Source organism: Alteromonas pelagimontana, from assembly GCF_002499975.2.
GTDB lineage: Bacteria > Pseudomonadota > Gammaproteobacteria > Enterobacterales > Alteromonadaceae > Alteromonas > Alteromonas pelagimontana.
Genome location: NZ_CP052766.1, coordinates 2,988,692 through 3,010,786, shown reverse-complemented (window position 1 = coordinate 3,010,786; position 22,095 = coordinate 2,988,692). Strand labels below are relative to the sequence as shown.

18 protein-coding genes are annotated in these 22,095 nt (G+C 46.1%); 10 read left to right on the top strand and 8 right to left on the bottom strand.

Translation table 11 applies throughout. From position 1 onward, the window contains the following. Position 1: 1 nt before the first annotated feature. Positions 2-664, bottom strand: coding sequence for a guanitoxin biosynthesis heme-dependent pre-guanitoxin N-hydroxylase GntA (gene gntA / locus CA267_RS13210; RefSeq protein ID WP_075610777.1), 663 nt, complete (start codon positions 662-664; stop codon positions 2-4). 21 nt (positions 665-685) lie between these two features. Continuing rightward, on the bottom strand, positions 686-1,546 hold the full coding sequence (locus CA267_RS13205) for a glycosyltransferase family 2 protein (protein ID WP_075610778.1): 861 nt from the start codon (positions 1,544-1,546) through the stop codon (positions 686-688). A 406-nt stretch (positions 1,547-1,952) separates the two neighbouring features. Between CA267_RS13205 and CA267_RS13200 the strand changes: the two genes are divergently transcribed. Genes CA267_RS13200 through CA267_RS13190 form a run of 3 tightly spaced genes read left to right on the top strand, consistent with a single transcriptional unit; the run spans position 1,953 to position 5,652 of the window. Then, positions 1,953-4,034, top strand: coding sequence for a TonB-dependent receptor plug domain-containing protein (locus tag CA267_RS13200; protein WP_170669063.1), 2,082 nt, complete (start codon positions 1,953-1,955; stop codon positions 4,032-4,034). Between the two features lie 23 nt (positions 4,035-4,057). Continuing rightward, positions 4,058-5,119 (top strand): ATP-binding protein, encoded by a 1,062-nt coding sequence (locus tag CA267_RS13195; protein ID WP_075610779.1) that lies wholly within the window; start codon positions 4,058-4,060, stop codon positions 5,117-5,119. Beyond that, the gene (locus CA267_RS13190; RefSeq protein ID WP_170669062.1) at positions 5,119-5,652 is read left to right on the top strand and encodes a response regulator transcription factor; all 534 of its coding nucleotides are present in this window, start codon (positions 5,119-5,121) and stop codon (positions 5,650-5,652) included. The genes CA267_RS13195 and CA267_RS13190 overlap by 1 nt, the downstream gene beginning before the upstream one ends. Before the next feature lie 62 nt (positions 5,653-5,714). On the opposite strand, the gene CA267_RS13185 is transcribed toward CA267_RS13190, so the two are convergent. Further along, positions 5,715-7,661, bottom strand: coding sequence for a glycoside hydrolase family 97 protein (locus CA267_RS13185; protein ID WP_075610781.1), 1,947 nt, complete (start codon positions 7,659-7,661; stop codon positions 5,715-5,717). A gap of 133 nt (positions 7,662-7,794) precedes the next feature. Further along, on the bottom strand, positions 7,795-10,629 hold the full coding sequence (locus CA267_RS13180; RefSeq protein WP_075610782.1) for a TonB-dependent receptor: 2,835 nt from the start codon (positions 10,627-10,629) through the stop codon (positions 7,795-7,797). 1,318 nt (positions 10,630-11,947) lie between these two features. Here CA267_RS13180 and cyoA point away from each other — a divergent pair. The 5 genes from cyoA to cyoE are packed head-to-tail and all read left to right on the top strand — an operon-like array spanning position 11,948 to position 16,779. Then, a complete protein-coding gene (gene cyoA, locus CA267_RS13175; protein ID WP_075610784.1) occupies positions 11,948-12,856 on the top strand; it encodes a ubiquinol oxidase subunit II in 909 nt (302 codons plus the stop codon). Positions 12,857-12,858: 2 nt separating this feature from the next. Beyond that, the gene (cyoB, locus tag CA267_RS13170; RefSeq protein WP_075610785.1) at positions 12,859-14,847 is read left to right on the top strand and encodes a cytochrome o ubiquinol oxidase subunit I; all 1,989 of its coding nucleotides are present in this window, start codon (positions 12,859-12,861) and stop codon (positions 14,845-14,847) included. Beyond that, positions 14,844-15,485, top strand: a complete 642-nt coding sequence (cyoC, locus tag CA267_RS13165) for a cytochrome o ubiquinol oxidase subunit III (protein WP_075610786.1) — start codon at positions 14,844-14,846, stop codon at positions 15,483-15,485. The genes cyoB and cyoC overlap by 4 nt, the downstream gene beginning before the upstream one ends. Further along, entirely contained in the window at positions 15,485-15,841 is a 357-nt protein-coding gene (gene cyoD / locus CA267_RS13160) for a cytochrome o ubiquinol oxidase subunit IV (RefSeq protein WP_075610787.1), read from the top strand. Before cyoC ends, cyoD begins: the two co-directional genes overlap by 1 nt. Positions 15,842-15,891: 50 nt before the next feature. Beyond that, positions 15,892-16,779, top strand: coding sequence for a heme o synthase (cyoE, locus tag CA267_RS13155; RefSeq protein WP_075610788.1), 888 nt, complete (start codon positions 15,892-15,894; stop codon positions 16,777-16,779). 48 nt (positions 16,780-16,827) lie between these two features. Here cyoE and CA267_RS13150 read toward each other — a convergent pair whose 3' ends face one another. Beyond that, the gene (locus tag CA267_RS13150; RefSeq protein ID WP_075610789.1) at positions 16,828-17,463 is read right to left on the bottom strand and encodes an RpiB/LacA/LacB family sugar-phosphate isomerase; all 636 of its coding nucleotides are present in this window, start codon (positions 17,461-17,463) and stop codon (positions 16,828-16,830) included. 246 nt (positions 17,464-17,709) lie between these two features. Between CA267_RS13150 and CA267_RS13145 the strand changes: the two genes are divergently transcribed. Next, complete coding sequence (locus tag CA267_RS13145; protein ID WP_075610790.1) at positions 17,710-18,594, top strand: SDR family oxidoreductase; 885 nt, start codon at positions 17,710-17,712, stop codon at positions 18,592-18,594. A gap of 75 nt (positions 18,595-18,669) precedes the next feature. On the opposite strand, the gene CA267_RS13140 is transcribed toward CA267_RS13145, so the two are convergent. Both CA267_RS13140 and CA267_RS13135 read right to left on the bottom strand, forming a co-directional pair. Continuing rightward, on the bottom strand, positions 18,670-19,146 hold the full coding sequence (locus tag CA267_RS13140; protein WP_075610791.1) for a hypothetical protein: 477 nt from the start codon (positions 19,144-19,146) through the stop codon (positions 18,670-18,672). A gap of 1 nt (position 19,147) precedes the next feature. Further along, positions 19,148-20,299, bottom strand: coding sequence for a PepSY-associated TM helix domain-containing protein (locus CA267_RS13135; protein ID WP_075610792.1), 1,152 nt, complete (start codon positions 20,297-20,299; stop codon positions 19,148-19,150). Between the two features lie 383 nt (positions 20,300-20,682). Here CA267_RS13135 and CA267_RS13130 point away from each other — a divergent pair, with 383 nt between their 5' ends. Beyond that, positions 20,683-21,264 carry a porin family protein gene (locus tag CA267_RS13130; RefSeq protein WP_075610793.1) on the top strand — a complete coding sequence of 194 codons (582 nt, stop codon included), beginning with the start codon at positions 20,683-20,685 and terminating at the stop codon, positions 21,262-21,264. A gap of 187 nt (positions 21,265-21,451) precedes the next feature. Here CA267_RS13130 and CA267_RS13125 read toward each other — a convergent pair whose 3' ends face one another. Continuing rightward, positions 21,452-21,856: a hypothetical protein gene (locus CA267_RS13125; protein ID WP_075610794.1), complete on the bottom strand. Its 405-nt coding sequence runs from the start codon at positions 21,854-21,856 to the stop codon at positions 21,452-21,454. Between the last annotated feature and the right edge of the window lie 239 nt (positions 21,857-22,095).

Below are 22,095 nucleotides of genomic sequence, written 5' to 3'. Positions count from 1 at the left end.
ACTAATTCCTTGGTTTAAAAGGGCATTCCCATTCTGGCTCTAGCTTTCTTCCGCTGTACTGACGGACTTCCGATTCGTCACCATGATTGCTCAACATGCTGTTTCTGTCCCCACAAAACTCTGCATCCTTTTTCCGGATGTGGTTACGGAAATTTTCAAACTTGTTTTTCTCACGCAAGTAATCAAATTGCATATGCAAATTGAATACGATAGCAGGAGCAACAAAACGTCTACTTCTTCTTTGGCTATTTGGATTAAGACCAATGATAAAAAAACCTTTGCCCCCAAGACTAAAGCTAAAATTTTCACTGGCGGGATCGTTACTTACCTTGCGATCCCACGGATGTAACTTCACATCAATGTCATGTAATTGCTGAAGTTTATTCCAAAGCGCTCGTTCGAACTGTTTCTCGCTTAAATCATCAGGCTGTTCGAACGCGCATATGAAAGAAGAATACATGTGCCTGTTGATGTCGAAGGCTTCGACAAACTGATATAACTCTACGAGTATGTCAATATTGTTCTTATCACATCGAATATCATCGAATTGACGCACCGTAATTTGGTCGCGATGAAGCGCTGTTTTGGCGCCGGAGCAGGGAAAGCCTTGCTGGGAAACGAACGCTTTAAACTGCTCTTCCAGGTTATCTTGAACTTCTATCATAGGCAATTTTCCTCTTCAGGCTCAGCTACGGGATGTTTCGCTGACCAGCTGAACATTTTCTACAAATGTTTGGCTATATTCTGAGCGAGAAGGCAATTGCTGGATAACGATACCTCTGTCCCGAAAATCTTCATTGATGTATCCATGATGAGCGTATTCTCGCAAAATACCGTCCCGTGGGTAGCTCCCCCACTTGTTCCGGTAAATTTCGGCGTTTCGAATAAAGTCTAAAAAATGGTTTACCGGACACAGGTAGTTAGGACGCTCCTGACTGAAAGTGACCAAATCAAGCGGCTTAAAGGTAAACCCTAACGTTCTGCAGTTAGTAAAAAAATCTTCGTCGTTCAGGCCGAAGCCGTCATACCTTTCGTCAAAGCCACCCGTTTTTGCGAAATCTTCCTTAGATATAAGAAACAATGTAGAGCAATCATAATCGTCAAAAGGTTTTCCATCTCTTTTTCCTTTATTGGCGTCAGCCTGGTGAGCGTTTAAAAGCGTTTGATAATCCTGTTCCAGATCAGAAGGCGGCAGGTATCTTACATCGGTAGTTAGCAGTGACTTGGGCTGCCAGTGTTCCAATGCAGCAGTGACAAGATTAGGGGCACACACCGCATCTACATTGAGATAGGCTATTAAGTCATTAGAGGCACAGGAAATTCCTTTGTTTCGCGCCTTCGCGATAGGCAGGCTCTCGCCATTTACGAATTTATGTACAATAGAAATGCGTTCACTTTTGATCAGCGAGTTTTGAGAAGGCGGAGCCATCCATACCACTACAAGTTCTGAAGGCAGTGGATCGCAAGCTTCAAGATGAGTAATAAGATTTCTAAGCTGCGGAATTCGGTTTTTTACAATGGTGACTACGCTAAGGGATGAAGACATACGTTGAACCCTCTGGAAAAATGAAAAGGCTGAACCTGTTCGTAAGCGATGAATGCAGTAACGGGGAGTAGCAAAACACGAACCAATTCGCCACAGAAATATAACCCACTGAATTTAAGTGGATTAACCGTCAAAGAACGCTGATGTCGTGGGAGTTGTAAACTGCATGAGGAGAAATGATGTAGGTATTTCATAAATGAAATGTAATCCTGACTCAGGATCGCTCACTTCCTTTGACCGGAAAATTATCCGCCATCCCTGTTTCAGTTAACGAAATTGTTTAGCTATAAACGAACAGCTATTTTTCTCATTTACTGCGACAATTTGTCGCATCGGTACTGTTCAATAACAAGGTTACAATCTCGTCAAACTACACCTATTGCTGGATACTCAACGGATTATGCAGGTGAACCGATTTTACCCACACCTGATCATTTTAAACCTCGCGAATTTTTTTACTTCTCATGTTGCGGCTGTTGAAAATGACATTGAAATTATCGAAATCACCACCCACAGCGCACACCGCAGCCTTACCGCGGATCTTGAGGAGCGTCTTACCGCTGAAGGTGTTAATTTTTCTGCGGCAGGCGGCGTGTCGAGCCTGCCGGTTGTTCATGGTTTGATGGGCGATCGGGTTCAGGTATTAGTTGATGGCGCCGCTAGCGCCGCGGCTTGCGGCAACCAGATGAACCCGCCGCTGTCGTATGTTTCTGCCAACCAGGTAAAAGGTCTGTCGGTACTGCCTGGTGTATCCAAAGTCAGCGCGGGGGGCGATAACATTGCTGGTGTTATTGAAGTAAACACCTTTGCACCGAGATTTTCTGAATCACCTGATATACAGTGGGCCGGTGGAAATGTTTCTTACCACCATAGCTCCAATGGCAACGGCCAGAACATAGATGTGAACGCAAGTGGTGCCAGTAATACCTGGTATGTCAGCTATACCGGAAATCGAAACAAAGCCCAGAGTTTTAAAAATGGAAACGGTGAACGGGTTTTAGACACACTTTTTAAAGCGCAAAATCATATCGCTGCGATAAGTTACCGAGACGATAACCAGCGGATAGATGTAAAACTCACCCATCAGGAAATTCCATATCAAGGCTTTCCAAACCAGTATATGGATATGACTGATAATAACAGCACAGGCTTTCTCGCACACTATGAAAAGGAACTACGTGAAAGCATGCTTGAAGCCCACGCAAGCTGGCACGATATTGAACACGAAATGGGCTTTTTTACGGCCGAAAAAAGCGGTGTCATGCCCATGGATACGGCGGGACAAGATGTAACGCTAAAATTAAAGTGGTCACTGCCTTTGAATTCTGGCGCCACCCTGATTGTCGGACAAGGCTATTTCAGCACTACCCTTGATGATCGCTGGCCGGCAGTCGCAGGCACAATGATGGGGCCGGACGACTACGTAAATATCAACAACGGAAAACGTCAGCGAATAGCCGCATATGCCGAATGGACGCAACCGGAAAAGGAGGGTTGGCGTTATTCAGCTGGTGCCCGTGTTGAACGTGTCACCACCGACACTGGCGAGGTACAGGCGTATAGTAGCGAGCAAATGAGTGGCATGAGCATGATGAATGCAGACAGTGAAGCCGCCATGGTTTTTAATCAGCAGGACCGTAGTCAGGCGGATATCGTGATTGATGCCACACTGTTGGCGGAACGCACGTTTGAAGAGCAGCATAAAATAGAGATGGGCATTACCAGAAAGAATCGTGCTCCCAACCTGTATGAACGCTATAGCTGGGGTCGCGGTATTATGGCAACCACAATGATAGGTTGGTACGGTGACGGCAATGGCTATGTTGGGAATATTGACCTGAAGCCGGAAACGGCGCTGACTGCCAGTGCCAAATACAGTTATGATGCCACTAAATGGACGGCAAGCGCTAACGTCTGGTACACAGATTTACAAGATTATATTGATGTAGAAGTGCTTGATTCTTTTAACAGCACCAGCACCTCGGCTGGCAACAGAAATATTCTACAAATCACCAATCTTGATGCGTCCTTATTAGGTGCTACGCTTAGCACTACCGCCCGGTTAGCAGAAAATTCCACTGGAAAATGGTTGCTCTCAAACGTATTGCAATGGCAAAAAGATGAGCGAAAAAACAGTGAAGACGATCTGTACCAGATTATCCCGCTGGAAAATGTAATGACATTATCTCATGAGAAAAATAACTGGCAAACGCGCCTTGAATGGCGTTGGATTGACAGCAAGAACAACATTGATATCCGACGGCTTGAAAATGAAACTAACGCCTATTCACTGCTTAATATTGCCACACAACTATCCTGGCAAAACATTGCTATTGAAGTGGCGGTGAACAATATGCTGGATGAGTACTTTCAACAGCCGCTAGGCGGAGTTAACGTTGCTGCGAATAAAGCTAATAGTACTTTGGGCTTTCCGCAACTTGATGGCCGGGGCCGTTCTGTCGACATTGGCATAAGTTATCGTTTTTAAACAAGGGCCAGGATCTCAGAGCCATGCTGCTACTTTTTGTAGGTTACTGTTACCGCCAGCAACGACTACCTTTATGGCTTTCACTCGGTCTTCTGTTATTTGAAATTGGGTTGTTTAACGCTTTTATTGCGTTAAACGGAGCCGCAAGCAACCCCTTCAGTATCATCTTGCTGGTTCCTCTGGTATTGGGGCTAATGTTGCTGCCTCCTCCGCTGGCAGTTTTCATTCTCGCTATCAGTATTTCCGGACAGATATTACAACTGTATCTGCCCCATTTTGACGGCCACTCCTCCGCTATGGTTGGTCATTCCCGCAGTATGATAGTAGGTTTCGTGGTGACCAGTTTTCTTATTACTGCCGTGGTATTCTACTTTCGCTTTCAGTTGCTACAAAAAACTGCAGCAATCCACAAGCTGCGGGAACGCCAGTTACGGGATGAGCAACTTCTGGCAATCGGCACTGCGGCGGCGCAACTCACCCATGATGCTGCCACCCCGATTCAAACCAGCCGGTTAATTATTGAAGAGGCTAAAGAAGCCCTTAGCCTTGCTCTCATCACCGAGCTGGACGAGCAATTCACACGGTTAGAGAACTTACTTCTTAATTGGCGCTGTGTGGCTGATGATGTGAGAGAAGCGCGACTAAGCGCGTATTGTCCCAAGAAATTGATGCAGTCGCTACGTTACATTGTCGCCGTGGCTAGTCCGGAATATCAGGTGAAGTGGCCTGAAATTGCAGGTAATAATGCCTCCCGGGTAATGGCTGATCCGACGTTGGTACCGGCGCTTTCAAGCATTGTACTTAATGCTTGCGAGGCAAAACACCTGCAGTCTCACAGCAGTGTGACGATCAGTCTGGTGATTGCCGATGATCATTGGCTAATTACTGTCATCAATCCGGTTTCAGAAGTTAAACAAGAGCATCTTGCGGTGTTGGGCAGCCGAATTGTCGCAAGTGAAAAAGGTACTGGTATCGGCGCTGTTGTCAGCAATGCCACCATTGAAAAATTCGGCGGTAAAGTTACCTGGGCCTATGATCCAGATTGCGTTGTGACTTCTATTTATTTACCGGCGCAAAAAATGTGATGAAACGAATTCTTCTTATTGATGACGACGAACGTTTTGCACAGGTGCTTCGCAGAAGATTTGAAGCAACCGGCAATTACACCGTTGAAACATTTCCAAGTGCATCCGCGGCAATGCAGGCAGTAAAAACAACTACACACGCAATTTTGCTGGATATGATGCTTGAACAGGAAATCGGTTTGGATTTTGTAGTGCCGCTGAACGCCAGGTTTTCACCAAAACATTTAATCATCATGACAGGCTACGCCAGCATTGCCACTACTGTTGCTGCGATGAAAAAGGGCGCCACCAATTACATTGCCAAACCGGTAGGTTTCGCCGTACTGCTGCAACAGTTAAGCGATGTGAGCGACCAGGAAGAAGTCGAAACTTTTACCCACTCTCCTATGACAGCCGCACAAGTGGAATGGGAGCATATTCAAAGGGTACTGCTAGAAAATAATGGCAATGTATCGGCAGCAGCAAAAGCATTGAAAATGCATAGGCGCAGCCTTCAACGTAAACTGCAAAAATTTTCACCGAACAAGATATAACAGTCTCACTTCTACGTAGTTAGACGCGCAACAGGCTGCGCGTCTTGAGTTACCAGCGCGGTTTACTGGGTATAAATAACCGCACCACCTTCTGAAAGCAGTTTTAGCGGCACTTCTCCTTTATTATTAACCGTAAGCGTACGCGACTTTGCTGTACCGTCTTTACCATCATAAATTAAGGTTGCCTCTTTATTTGCCAGCATGGGCAATTTCACGTTGAGTGACTTCTCTTGCTTTTCGCCATTCACCGCAGCCACATACCACGCGTTTCCTTTGCGCCTGGCTAATATCACATGTTTACCAGGCTGCCCTTCAATGAACTGGGTTTCATCCCAGACTGTCGGCATTTTGCGCAGCAGTTCCAGCACATAATCCGGTTGCTCATTAATATTATTGGGCGTTAAGCCAAAATGTTGTACCGGCGAAAGATACAAAATGCCAGTGGCAAGTTCGAATGCATCGGTAGTAGAGCGAATTGTTCCTGTCTTTTGATCCTGTGATAGCCTTTCATTCAGAAAAACCGGCGCGAAATCCATTGCGGCAACGGTATTACGAGTGAACGGTAATATGGTGGCACTGTACGCATGGGAGTCCAGAGCCTTTTGATCAAATACCAGGTTTTCCGAGGCCAATACGGCTTCAGACGTCACAAAATTCGGATACATCCTTTCCCAACCCCGGGGTAATGTACTGCCGTGGAAAGTGATAGCCAGTCCAAAGTCATTAGCATCGACAAGAATATCTTCATACAATTTCAGCGTTTCCTGCTTATCGCCAGCAAAGAAGTCCACCTTCAGACCTTTCACCCCTATTTTTTGCAGCCACGCCATTTCTTTTTTTCGGGCAGGAGTATCATTCATCAAATCCTGCGGCGTTTGCGGGGCATCGTTCCACCAGCCGTTAGAGTTATACCAAAGGATGACATCAACGTTTTTGCTGTTTGCATAGGCAACCAGCTTTTCCATGCGGTCACGGCCAATGTTCTTGTCCCACCAGTTATCAATTAGCACATATTCAAAATCCAGTTCAGCGGCCAGATCAATAAACTTCACCTGATCATCATAATTGATGCTGTCATCCTGCCAGACAATCCAGCTCCAGGTCGCGCGTCCCATTTTATATTCTTTGGATGCTTTGTAACGGGGCTTCACCACATCAAAAGTCACTGTAGTTTCGACTATAGGTTCTAAGGTTTCACCTACCGTAATAGTACGCCAGGGCGTGGAAGCGGGCATTGCCATTGCCGCAGAAGTAGGGCCGATACCGGCATTCTCCCCCGGCTGAGGGAAACGCAACGGGTACACGCCTTGCTTATCGCCTTCTCCTAAACGGGCACCCACATAATGGCTATCTACACCGGTTTCTGAAATCAGCACCCAGCCTTTCTCTTCATTCTTGAATAGAGCGGGAAAGGTATAGCCCGCGCCATAAAGTGACGGAGTTCCGATAGGTTCATTAAAGGTGTAAGGTTCTTCATAACTGGGTTTTGTCTGCATCCAGCCAGTGAGCGGTAATGCCTGTGGTGTAATAAATGTGGTTGCCTTATCGGGCAAGTTAAAACTGGTTGCCTCTTGATTAACAATAACCCGGGTAGCGCCGCTGGCAGATGAGAGCTGGTAACGGAACGCCACATCGTTATTACTTACCTGAAATAGAACTTTCAGCTCATCTTTGGCGGCATTGGTAAAACTCACCGTCAGCTCATTGGCGTGATAGTCTACCGTGCTCACTTTGGCCTTGTTTAAATGATATGTCTGACTTATTTCATTTTCACTGTGAGATTGATACGTTAAGTTTTGCGTAAAGTCGCCAAGCGATGTCTCAAGCCCTAAAGCGGAGCGTTCAAGAAAGGTTTTGCCATTATAAGATACTGTATAATACGGCTTTCCTGACTCGGCACCGACGGTCACCTGAAGTTTTTCATCCGGCCCATGCACTGTTTGTGGAAGCTCAGCAAAAGTAAACTTCGAAAATAGCAGCGTTAAGACGCCAACGATATATTTGCTCATTCTTTATCCTGTTTTGAAACGAGAGAGAGCAGAAGCCTAGTAGCCAAGTAAATGCCTGATTTGCTATTTACGGCTGCTGCCTTTTATCGTAGAAGCCATGAGTTCACGTTCATGGCTTTTTCGTTATCTAAAGTTAGAAAGTGGCACTGACACCCACTGTATAGCGGGGTCCGGTTTCCTCATAAAGCATGATCTGGTTATCGTAACGGCCGACCTTTTTGGTCTTTTCGTCGGTGACATTTATTCCTTCGACGAAGACCTGAACCGTTTCGGTAACATCGTAACTCACGCGCACATCAACCTGAGAATATTCTTCTACATAGGTAGGTTCTCCGCCAAAGCCACGGGCAGTCTGCAAAAAGCGGTCGCGCTGGTTCCACGCCACTCTTGCTTCTACCGGGCCATAATCATAAAAACCAATTATGTTATAGGTGTTGCCCAACCCTACTAGCGCAAAGGTTTGAGAGGTGTTATCCACGTCCAGTTCTGCGTTACTATCAACAATAGTGGCATTGCCTGTGATACCAAAACCGCTCCAGAAACCCGGTAATTCACTAAAGGTGTATTGCGCACCAATTTCTACACCATCTACCGTTGCTTCTTCGACGTTGTCTACCAAACTCACTTCAAAAATAGGATCGCCGGCAAATAAATCTTCCGAGTCGGTGATAGGAAATGCACGATCTTCCACTGTACTGACGAGGAAATTCTGCACATCTTTTCTGAAGTATCCCACGGTGATATAGCCGCCCTCCTGATAATACCACTCTAGCGACGCATCAAAATTTTTGGAAATAAAAGGTTTTAGATCAGGATTTCCGCTGGAAGCCTGAAGGTTTCCCGGCCGGGTAGTCCCTATGCTGGTGCGTGGAGAAAGCGCGCCCAGCGGGGGGCGAGTCAGCGTTTTTGATGCTGCCACCCGAGCGATAATGTCATCAGTCAGATTAAGCCTGAAATCCATAGTGGGAAGGAAATAGTTGTATTCGTTGGTCTGTTGCACCATTTGTTCGCCAGTGAGTACAGGGGTATATAAGTCGGCAGCCGAGAGCACCAGATCCTGTAAAATTTGCGAAATTCCGATGGCAGTGGTTTCTGTGTGTACATACCTGCCGCCGATGTTCCAGTTCCAGGGTTTATCTCCCAAGTCCCCTTCCAGCGCAAAATTAACATATGCAGAAATAGCTTCTTCTTCAATTTCAGAAGAATCTGGTCGCGTCGCCAAGGCAAAACCATTGGTTTCGGCAAACAGCGCGGCGGTAGTTCCCGCTGGCAAACCATTAGCAGCATCATTTGCAGCCATAGCTTCATCAGACTCTAAATAGCTGATAGCTTCGTCAACATCGAACGAAAGCCAGCTATGGGGTAAATTGCCTGCGCCCCCCAAATAATCGGCGTCGATGCTGGTTACGCTAAATAAATCGTTTGGTACATCCACCTGAAAGCCGCAATACGCGCATAACACCTCTGGCTGAGACAACCGGATGGTGGTGGATTGTTTTTGTTTGGAATACTGCACGCCAAACGAAATATCCGTCAGATTTTTCCAGTAAACTGACCAGGTGCCGTCCACCCGCTGCTGGAACAGTTCATCTTCAAAATCCTGACCGCCGCCAAAGGGGCCGCCCCCGGTACCGCGCAAAGTAAAGTGCGCTTTGGCCAGGCTGGGGTCGACTAAATCCGCTTCGTTAACGCCAGAAACGGTAGGAAACCCGTTTTCGTCGTAGGAAACAGTTGAGGGCGTTACATCACGCACGCCAAGGCCCATCACCACTACATCTGTATTTTCTGCGCCCCCCGATTCAGCCCGGGACCACGAAGTGTCGAAGCTGATATTTAGCGTATCGGATGCAAACCAGTCGGCGTTAAAGCCAAGGGCATACATTTTAGTGGGACGATTTAACACCGCTCGGGTGGCATCTGCGTTGCGGTTTTCCGTTACGCTTGTCCCTACCCCGTTTTCATCAAACTCGGCATCAGAAATCAGGGAAGGCGTAAAGAAGACGCCCACATTGGTGGTTTCTGACATGACTTCAAATTCGCTGTACAAACCGTCCAACGTAAGTTCCAGAGCGTCAGTAGGACGATACTGCACTGTAGAACTAAAGGTCGTACGTTCTCTGTCCTCACTTACCGGACTGATATTAAGATTTTGCGGTAGGAAAAATTGATCATCTGCTGAATAGCCCTCCGCTGCCAGTTGATCTGCAATATTTGGCATTTCATCGCGGTTCAATACAATATAGCCGTCGGTAAGAAATCGATTAATTTCATTTTTTCGCTGTTGGTGCGACAACGACACCAATACGCCGAGTTTATCATCTGCAAAAGTATTACTTACCATTCCAAACAGCTGCGGTGAGGTTTTGCCGGATAACTCTTCATACAATCCTTTTACCGACGCTACCGCCTTGAAACCGTCAAAAGCAAGGGGACGGGGAGTATGCATTACAATAGTCGAGCCGATTCCACCCTCATCAAGATGAGCCGCCTGTGTCTTATAAACATCAACACCGGAAACCAGTTCTGCAGGCAGGACGTCGAAACTAAACGAACGTGCGCCGGTGTCTGAGGCAAGCCGGCGACCATTCAGTAGCACCGTATTGAATTCTGGACCAAATCCACGCACCGTTACCGAACGACCTTCACCGCCACTGCGGTCGATTGCTACCCCCGAAATCCGTTGTAACGATTCAGCCAAATTGGTATCAGGAAACTGACCAATATCTTCGGCGGATATAGAATCGACAATGTGTTTAGCATCGCGTTTTAGTGCAATAGAGCGTTGTAGACTGCCGCGAATACCGCTTACCTGAATGACTTCAACGTCGTCAGTTTCAGCGGATGCTTCCTTCTCCTGCCCATACGCAGCGTGAACAAATGAAAATGTCGCAAGTGCTATTGCAGAAAGTTTAAAAGGGATACGTTTACTGGTACAAAAAAAGCGGGGAGTTGTGCCTTTCTTCGACATGATGCTTCTACCTTCATAATGATGACTTTCATCTGTGACTCAGTAACTGCAACATGTTGATGTCACAGTTACTTCTGACTACTCGCACAGAAAGTGGAATAAAAATAAAACCCGTTGCAATTTGGAAAGATAATATTGTAATACAAGTTAACCATATATATAAATTTGTTAAATATCAAAACATTTTATTAACACAGCCGCGGATATTTGACTGATGCAGATGAAGGGGATCATCGAAAAAGACAGTAGATTAAAAATTCCACAGTAATGAGATACGACTATAACGTTCAATATCTACAGCACCTTACTGATTAATATAGGTTTTTAACTTCACATTATTGGTAGCTCTTTTATCACATGTGACAAAAATGTAAATAAATGAAGGTCTGCCGCAATTCGGCGTAAAAATCGGTTTTTTCAACGATGCCGTTGTCTTATCTAAATTGGATTCGGTTGGGGAAATACAGCAAATTTCTTTAACAGCCTCTAATAACCTTTTAAAAATCAATGAGGGGATTATTTGTTAATAAGATGTTCCATAAAAACACCACGCGCGGCGTGATTGAAGAATGAAAAGGTCTTTTGTTTAAATCTTCCACATTTGGTATTATATGTACTTATCTTTTAAGCGGTGTTGCTATATCGCATCAGCATGAGTTGTCACAGCTTTTTGAAATCAATAATTCTTTCCACTGCCGTGCTTCAACATCTGACTAAAGGTCAAGGTGTGTTTCGTAGTGCCTTCAATGCTATGCATTGTTGTGGAACTGTAGTTCTTTTGATAAGCCTTAACTTTTTGTTAGGGTTCAGCAATGTGATGTCTGATACCACCGAGTTCTGGTTAGTTTTACAAGATTCTCTGCTCTTTGATTCGGTATTGTTTACCCTTGCGGGCAGCTATTTTTCCGAGCCTGTTTTTACTAATGCTATGCTGTTAGGGCTGTGTTGGCTTTGGTTGCGCCGCTCCCCTACTCGCCGCGCAGGAGTAATTCTCCGTAAAGCCAGTTTCAAAAATTTTTACGCTGCTATACGTCCTCTTTTTCATTCCGCTCACGGTTGTCGTGCTCCTCCCTCTATTACCTACTGATATCTGATTCTCCTTATCTTCTGACTTATCTGTATTGATGCGCAGTGGAATTATCACAGATGCTTAGTCATCTGTGACAGGAAAACAGGTGTCTTTCCCGAGGCTGTTGGCTTTTTCTGTTCATTTTACATTAGGAATCAACAGCCCTTATTTCGCCGGCACACGCTGGTAATTGAGTGTCGCTCTTTGCGGGGCGGCAGGATGGTAATCTCTGGGTTGTAGGAAATTCTTTTGTTTATTCGTAACCTTTGTAAAATTGCTCTGTCTATGGCCGTGCTTGCTCTGGCTGGTTGTAAAGGCGGGATTCTTGATCCGAAAGGGCAAGTTGGCGTTGATGAAAAGTATCTGATAATCGTCTCAACGGCGCTGATGCTGGTGGTTGTACTTCCGGTCATCGGAATGACGTTGTACTTTGCCTGGAAATATCGCGCTAGCCGCGACCACGAAATCTATTCGCCTAAGTGGGCGCACTCCGTCAAAATTGAAGCTGCGGTCTGGTCCATACCCATTATTATTATCATTGTATTGGCTGTCATTACCTGGCAATCCACTCAAGCTTTAGATCCTTACAAGCCACTCGAAGGAAAAGGTGAGCATATGACAATTGAGGTTGTCTCGCTTAACTGGAAATGGCTGTTTATCTATCCGGAACAAGGAATCGCCACGGTCAACGAGCTGGTGTTTCCAGCAAATGTACCCGTGGAGTACAAAATTACCTCTGCAAGTACAATGAACTCTTTTTTCATACCGCAATTGGGCAGCCAGATTTACTCAATGGCAGGCATGGAAACCAAGCTTCATCTCATTGCCGATGAACCGGGGACTTTCCACGGTTTTTCTGCTAATTACAGTGGCAGCGGTTTCACCGGCATGCAGTTTAAAGCTACTGCAACAAAAACTGAGGAAGATTTCGAGGCTTGGGTCGAGAAAGTTAAACGCGAAGGCCGTAGCTTGACTCAAGCGCACTATGAAGACCTGGCCCATCCGAGTGAAGATCACCCTGTCGAGTACTTTAGCACCGTTTCAGAAGGTCTGTTTCATTCTATCGTGATGAAGTACATGCAGTCTCACGGAAAGATGAATTCTCACGCGCAGTCCGGACATTCAGCGCAATCCCATCATATGCAGGCTGAGGAGTAACCATGTCATTTTTTGGAAAATTAACCATTGATGCAGTACCGTACCATGAGCCAATTATCATGGTTACGTTATCGATTGTTGCAATTGCTGGCCTCCTGATCGCGGCTTTAGTGATAAGACATAAAAAGTGGAGCACTATCTGGAACGACTGGATAACCTCAGTTGATCATAAACGACTGGGTGTAATGTATATTATTCTGGCGTTAATCATGCTCGTTCGCGGCTTTGCTGACGCTATCATGATGCGTTTGCAATTAGCCCTTGCCACCAGTGGCGATCTTGGCTATTTGCCCCCTGAACATTACGATCAGATCTTCACTGCTCACGGCGTTATCATGATTATTTTCATGGCAATGCCGTTTATGATTGGCTTGATGAATATTGTATTGCCTTTGCAAATTGGTGCCCGTGATGTCGCCTTTCCCTTTTTAAATAATCTTAGCTTTTGGCTTACGGCAGGTGGCGCAATTCTAATTAACCTGTCACTGGCGCTGGGCGAATTTGCTAAAACCGGCTGGGTGGCTTATCCGCCGCTATCGGAGTTAACATTTAGTCCGGGTGTGGGGGTCGATTATTATATCTGGGCCTTGCAGATATCCGGCCTGGGAACGCTGCTGACGGCCGTTAACTTTTTAGTGACGGTATTTAAGATGCGTGCGCCAGGAATGAAATTAATGCAGATGCCAATATTTACCTGGACCTGTACCTGGGCAAACATCCTCATTGCTGCATCTTTCCCTATTCTTACCGCTGTGTTGGCAATGCTGACGCTGGACCGGTATTTAGGCTTCCACTTCTTTACCAATGAAGCTGGCGGCAACGCCATGATGTATATCAACCTGTTTTGGGCGTGGGGACATCCTGAAGTATATATTTTGATCTTACCGGCTTTCGGAATTTTCTCTGAAGTCATTTCTACTTTTACCGCCAAACGTTTGTTCGGATATAAGTCAATGGTCTATGCCAGCGGCGCTATCTCTATACTGGGATTCGTGGTGTGGCTACACCATTTCTTCACCATGGGGTCTAGTGCTAACGTTAACGCTTTCTTTGGTGTGATGACTATGATCATCGCAGTGCCTACCGGGGTGAAGCTGTTTAACTGGCTGTTTACTATCTATCGCGGCCGCTTGCAGATTACGGTGCCGGTATTATGGACACTTGGCTTTATGGTGACGTTCACCATTGGCGGAATGACCGGCGTTTTGCTTGCCATTCCAGGGGCTGATTATGTACTTCACAATAGCTTGTTCCTCATCGCGCACTTCCACAACACCATTATTGGCGGCGCCGTCTTCGGCTATTTAGCCGGTTTCGCCTACTGGTTTCCCAAAGCCATGGGCTTTAAGCTTAACGAGCGTTTGGGGAAAGCTTCGTTCTGGTGTTGGCTGATAGGGTTCTTTGTTGCTTTTATGCCGCTGTATGTCCTTGGCTTTATGGGTATGACCCGTCGTCTGAATCACACCGACAATCCGGACTGGAACCTTTGGCTATATATCGCTTGTGGCGGTGCAGTGATTATTATGTGCGGCGTTGTGTTACAGGTTGTACAACTGGTCGTCAGCTTTAAGCAGCGCGATCAGCTTAATGACACCACGGGCGATCCCTGGAATGGCCATACATTGGAATGGTCTACCGCCTCGCCGCCTCAATACTACAACTTTGCGGAAATACCTACAGTCTCTGACATTGATACCTGGACTGACATAAAAGAAAAAGGCGAAGCCTATCAGCAATTTGAAAGCTACGAGCCGATTCATATGCCTAAAAATACTCCGGCAGGTGTGTTCATGAGTCTGGGAATTACCGCCTTCTGCTTTGCCATGATTTGGCATATCTGGTGGCTGGCAGTAGTGGGGTTAGTGGGAGCAATCGCTATGTTCATTACACGTTGCTACACCAGCGATGTCGATTATTACGTGCAGCCTGAAGAAATAAAAGAGATTGAAGATGCGCATGTGAAAAGCGTAAATATGGAGGTAATGGCATGAGTACCGTACCCGCAAGTTTAGCACCGACTACGTATACCCACGGGGACGGTAGCGGTGATGGCCATGGTCATGAACACCATGATACAGGCGGCAATAATTTATTCGGTTTTTGGCTTTATCTTATGACCGATTGTTTGCTGTTCGCCTCCTTCTTTGCCACCTACGCGGTGCTGTACATGAACAGCGCTGGCGGCGTTACCGGTAAAGATATATTTGAATTAAATTTTGTTGCCGTAGAAACCGGCGCATTGTTGCTAAGCAGCATAACCTTCGGGTTTGCCATGATTGCTGCCCACGGACAGAAGAAAAACCTTACATTGGTCTGGCTGTTGATCACCTTCGCTTTTGGCGCGGTGTTCATTGGCATGGAAGTGTATGAGTTTCATCATCTGATAGCTGAAGGCAACGGGCCGCAACGCAGTGCTTTCTTAACGTCGTTCTTTTCCTTGGTAGGGCTTCACGGCATGCATGTAACCGCAGGTCTTATCTGGATGATAACCATGATGATTGAGGTACTACGCCGCGGTCTGGGCACACAAACTGTTACCCGGTTAAGCTGCCTGAGCCTGTTCTGGCACTTTCTGGATATTGTGTGGATCTGCGTATTTACTGTTGTCTACTTAATGGGAGCCATGTAATGAGCCATAGCGAAAGCCATGCTGTTAATTATGAAAAAACGACAGCCCACGAGGCGTCTCACGGCAATGTAAAATCCTATCTTATCGGGTTTCTGCTGTCTGTTTTGCTAACGGTGGTTCCCTTTTGGGCTGTGATGGAAGGCAGTTTATCCAAAAGTCATACGCTGATGACGATTGTGGTAATGGCGATATTGCAGATATGGGTACATCTGAAGTATTTCCTGCACCTGAGTTTTCTTACCGAAGAGGGCAGAGCCAATACTTTCTCGTTCTTGTTCAGCGCCGTTATCATCATTATGGTTGTGGGGCTGTCGGTTTGGATTATTTATGAATCTAACGCGATGATGATGTACTAGCTGATGCAGTACAGTGGGCAATCTCAATTTCTTGCTAGAGGGCTAACTTGATGTTTCGTCGATATTTACAAGTCACCAAACCTGGCATCATTATGGGCAATCTGATTTCCGTTGCCGGAGGCTTCCTTTTAGCCTCCCGCGGCGATATTGACTGGTGGCTGATGATGGTCACGCTGATTGGCTTGTCTCTCGTAGTGGCATCGGGATGCGCCATTAATAACTGCATCGACAGGGATATCGACGCTAAGATGCAGCGTACGCAATCCCGCGTCACTGTTACTGGCGAAATGTCACTAAAGGCAGCGTTTGCTCACGGAGTGGTGCTGGGCGTGACCGGCTTTACGTTGTTAAGCTATTACACTACCCCGGTTGCAACCTTCTTTGCCGCAATTGGCTACGTGGTTTATGTTGGGCTCTACAGCTTGTACATGAAGCGTCGTTCTGTTTACGGCACGTTGGTAGGGAGTTTATCCGGCGCGGTTCCACCTGTAGTTGGCTATTGTGCGGTGACGGGTCAGTTTGATGGCGGTGCAGCGATATTGCTGGCGATGTTTAGTTTATGGCAAATGCCGCATTCTTATGCCATTGCCATCTTCCGCTTTCGTGATTATGAGGCGGCTAATATTCCGGTACTTCCCGTTGCCGAGGGCATTGCAAAAGCCAAGCTGCATATTGTGCTTTACATTGCTGTTTTTGCTCTTGTTACCTTGCTACTACCCATTAGTGGCTATACGGGCGTTGCCTTTATGGCGGTGGCCTGCACCACCAGCTTTTGGTGGCTAATAATGGCGCTGCGCGGCTACCGACGGGATGTGGATCTCAATGGATGGGCCCGCCAGGTATTTGCGTTTTCCATCGTGAATATTACGGTGCTAAGCATTGCCATGGCAGTGGATTATCATGCAGTGCCACCGCAGCTGTTGGTATTTAATTTTTAAAAAAGCATAAAAAAGGAAGCGTTTGCGCTTCCTTTTTTTGTTAACGAATCAGGCAGTGACGCTGCGGATAAAATCTGTCAGTTCTTTATCCTCACTGTTTTCAAACAAACACTTCTGAAAATGCTTACCTGATACTGCCGTAACTAATAACTCTTTGTCCAAAGACTTCAATGACTCCATAAAGCCCTTAGAAATATCTGCTTTCACCTTATTTAAAATGCCAGCGTTTTCCACCTGCGATGCTTTTCGCTCAGGCGGATAGCCCTGCCCTTTCTCGCCGGTAAACGCTTTCTCAAAGATGTACTTGATGTTGAGCTCTGCTCCCCAGCCAAATCCTTTTGCGAACGGCAGAGAAAGTGCGTTACCCGCGTTTATCTGCGCAAATAAATAGGCATCTGAGGGATCAATACAGTAACCGCACACCACCCCCGGATGGGCGTTAAGCGACATAAGCGAGCCTTGTCCTGTCCCACATCCTGTTACTACAAAATCGACAGCTTTGGAGTTCAGGAGAATACTTGCCATAATCCCCAGATGAATATACGTAAGACGATGATCATGGTCGTCTTTCATGCCCACGTTGTAGACGGTATGCTTATAATTTTTAGCCACCGATTCAAGCTGTTCTGCAATAACGGCATTTTTACCTGCCTGACTGAATTCATTCATTAAAGCGATTTTCATTCGGCTCTCCTTTACATTACCAATCAGCTAGTAGATCGCCCTATCAGCATCAACTATGATTGTGGTTTATCAAACAGTGGTAAGCTGCATCTTTTAAAGTATGCCACCGGTAGCAAGGCATTTAAAGGTGAAGCTGGTATTTAGTTATCATTCTAAGTTCTACAGAAAGCTATGGCAGCACATGCAGCCATAGCTGGTATATAAGATGCAAAGACTTGCTTTTTAATTTGAACAAAGGAGAACAGCATGTCATCTACAGATTCACAAACCCGCCCTACACCTCCGTTTCCGGAACAAGCCACCGGTTCTCTGCCGGGCCAGGAAAATAAGATGGATCCCGCCCCAGAGTTCGAGGGAGAGAATTATCTGCCCGCTGGAAAGCTAAAAGATAAGGTGGCAATCATTACTGGCGGCGATTCAGGTATCGGCCGTTCGGTTGCAGTATTGTTTGCGCGCGAAGGCGCAAAAGTTACATTTTCCTATCTGCCCGAAGAAAAGCAGGATGCTGAAGAAACGCGGCAGGCTATTGAGTCCGTGGGAGGAGAATCTCTAGCGGTGGCGTTGGATGTAACAGATTGTGCCTCCTGCGAGAACCTGGTCAGTGCGTGCATCGAGAAGTTTGGTCAGGTCGATATTCTTATTAACAACGCCGCCTTTCAAAACCATGTTTCAGAGACCGAATCCTTAAGCTTTGAGCAATGGGACAAAACATTTCAAACCAACATCTACGGCTATTTTAGAATGGTGAAAGCCACGTTACCAAAACTGAAAGCCGGCTCCACCATTATCAACACGGGATCAATTACAGGATTGGAAGGCTCATCAGGGTTGCTGGACTATTCCTCAACAAAAGGAGCTATTCATGCGTTTACTAAAACGCTGGCGCAGGAACTGGTGAAGAAGAAAATTCGAGTCAATTGTGTGGCGCCCGGTCCTGTATGGACGCCGCTAAATCCTGCTGAGCGTACTGAAGACGAAGTAAAACATTTTGGCGAAGGCACACCTTATGGTCGTCCAGCACAACCTGATGAAATAGCACCCACCTATGTTTATTTAGCCTCCAATGCCGATTCGGGCTATTTAACCGGCCAGGTTATTGCGCTATTAGGCGGCGCTACGCGTGCAGGGTAAGAGGCTTTAACAATGAAAGTAATGCGTACGAAAGAAACGGCGTCGTACGCGTTGTTCGTTTGCAATACAAGATGATCAGCTTTGCCGGGTAATCAGATGAACAGGTACATCCCAGCTTGCAGTCAACACTTCACCACCCCATTGTTCTATAGTAAGCCAAACCTTATGAGAAGCTTCTATACGCGGCGCTGACAATGCATGAACATGCTGTCCGTGGCGAGTCCCGTGCAATATTCCTAAATCGCCAGTTTGCAATTCTGCTAACGGTAGCGGTTGATCGCCGATATTCAAATAAGCTTGCTTAATCGCTTTAACCTCGCCCTTATTGAACATCAATAAAAAATCTTTCACATACATACCGTCGTGCTGGTAAGGCGGATTTATGTCAAATGGCATAGGCACAATATCGAAATTTCCTACTGTCTTTCCCGGTAACGCATCGGGAAACTCAGGGTTTTGGGACTGATAATAGAACCATGGCGGAAGCATCAGCACCAGCGCACTGAGCAAATATTTACACCGTTGCCATCGTGTGTTTTTAATACGAGCCATGTTATTTTGCCTCCGAATAAGATGTGGCTGCCAGGGTTTCTCTGCGCTTCTTTGTGGCCTGAACCAGACGCATTCGCCACATGATAAAACCGGTTATGGACATTGCGGTTAGCAGCACACCAAAGATAAACCAGATTACTTTCGTCCAGATACCGCCGATGGTGCCGTAATGCAGTGGATCAACGAGGTGAGAAATAGTTTGTAATGGGGTCATGGTAGCGGGACTGAATTTACTCTGCACGACACCATTCCATGGATTCACGGCTACGCGATAACTCAAATCGTCAAAAAAGAGGAAATCCCCATGTCCGGAAATTTTATAGGTATCTCGATTATGTTCAGGCAGTGCAATATAGCTGGGAATAAAATCCGGAAATTGCTGCTGCGTAATAGCCAGCGCATCATCCAAAGACGCAGCCTGATTATTTTGCTCACCTTGCGGAAGAAGATCTGCAGAAAAAGCTGAGGGATAAGGTTCCACTTCCACACCGCCATGCCAGAGCGCCCCTTGAATAAAGTACCAGGCCCCGGTAAGACTCATAATAAGTAAAAACCAGATTGACCACGCTCCCGCAAGACGATGTGAATCGGTCAGTAAGGTTTTAGTGCCTTGTTGTGTGCGTAGCGTTGGTTGGGTAAAAGCCCGCCAAAACTTTTTATAAACCATTAACCCGGTAATCAGTGCACCAAGCATGAAAAAGCCCATCAACCCTACCAGATAATAGCCAATACTGTAGCTATGCTGCCAGGGAAACAACAGCCATCCGTGCAGCGATCGCATAAAATTAATAAACGTATTGCCGTCGTTTACTTCCTGTATGTCGCCGTTATATTGATTTACATAAGCAAGGGCAAATGGCTTCCCGGTATCGGTGAACATTACGGTATAGGTTAGATAGGATTCTCTGACTGCAACACCAGTAACATCAGCGGTAGGATACGCCTGTTCGACAATAGCAACCGCTTTAGCTGGAGATATGGCCGGCTCGCCATTTTCGCTTTGCGCGCGCGAATCAGTATTAGTTAACCAGGTAATTTCGTGGCTAACAACTGCCACTGTCCCAGACAGACAGATAAAACAAATCAGCACCCATACAGGAAGTGAGCACCACCCATGAAGCTGAAACCACAATTTATTATTTACCTTGCTCATCATTAACTACGTTTTTACCAGGAGAACCTCTATAGTATCTCAGGTTCTCTGGCTGTATTGAAGCTCGAATGCAATTGATTTTGCGAATTGTTCGCAATTCGAGGTTTTTCTGCCCTGTATAACTTGCTCCGGACTATGGCAGATAGTCTCTTCGACGCCACTAATGTAATTCATGCAATGCCAATGAAAGATGTGCACTGCGTCGTCAATAGGTAACCTAAAAAAGTTTCACGCTTGGCGAATTGCTCACCAGTTTTTCGGTAAATAATACAGAATTGTTTAATCCCCGGGCAGCTAGTGGTTGGCACGTCCTTTGAAAGAAAAGCTATACGTTTCGGGTTGTCGCTCAAACCCGGATGGTTTTCAAAAAGAGGACATACGATATGAAAAATACCCTTAAAGTTATTGCGAGCCTTACTGCACTCACTTCTTCTGCGGCCTTTGCGCAATCTCTCGACACCCCTATGCAAGACGATCCTGGTTTCTACGTTGGCGGTAACTACGGTTACCTGAAGGTCGACGGTCAGGATGATTTTGATGATGACAATGATGTGCTCCAGGGCCTCGTCGGCTACCGCTTTAATCGTTACTTGGCAATTGAAGGGAGCGTTGTAGATTTCGGCGACTACGGTAACGAATTTGCTAATGCAGACACCGACGGTTACACCGCGGCAGTTAAAGGTACTTTACCCTTATCTGACAGATTTGCTGTCTATGTAAAAGGTGGCCAGCTTTGGTGGGAAACCGATTACAGTGTAGAAGAATTTTCCAGCAGTTACGATGATGAAAGCTTATTTATCGGCGCTGGCTTAAGCTACAACATCAGCAAAAGTTTTGTAATTAACGCAGAATACACGGTTTACGATGCAGACCTTGACGCCAATGAATTTGCTGATGACATTGACGATACCAACTTTGATACCGATCTTAAACAAGCCAGCATTGGTGTGGAATACCGCTTTTAAGTTCGGATATCCCGCTTAGCTGGTAGAACGCCCGGAATTTCCGGGCGTTTTTTTGTTCGTGTCATTCTCTTCTACGTTTGAACCGCCCAGGGTAAAACTCCGAGCGCAATGATGCCGCTCTGGCAGAGCGGCATCATTTTACATGTGCAAGATTATATCCGGTAAGATTTCCTACGGGTAAACTTACCTAATTGGTAGGTTCAAGACCCTTAGCGCGGCCTTCTTCGGCTTCTTGTAGAGTAAAGCCAGCCGTAATCCAATCGTGGGCTTGATCAGGTGTAAATTGACGCGCTTTCCACTCTTGCGCATCTTCGAGCGGTATACTTAGCTGTTGCCATCTCGTTGCCTCTACAGCAGCAAACCCTTCATCCCGCCATTGTGTTGCTTCTTGAGTAGAAAAGCTGCCAGAAGACCAGGCTTCGGCCTCCAGCACTGTAAAGTTTTCTTCCTTCCACTGCTGTGCATCCCTTGCTTCAAAACCCGCCAACTGCCATGCACTAATTTCATTTTCCGACATTCCGTTCCAATCAGACGTTGAACTACATCCGGCGAAGAGTAAAACGCCCATTGCGATAAGCATATATTTGAACATATTAATGACCTTAAGAAAGTGATGAAGGTAGAGTAGTTTACTTTTTGCTCAGCCCATTCGGATCATAGAAATATTACAAAGTAGCCTGGTTAAAGTTTCCCGCACCGTAAAGTTCATTGGCCGGTAGATTTTGTCCACCTATTGATTTCATTAAGGCTAACAATAACTTAATAATAAATATAGGTTTTCTTACTCATGGAATAAATTGTGCAACGGCATTTCAGATTAGATTAAGCGAG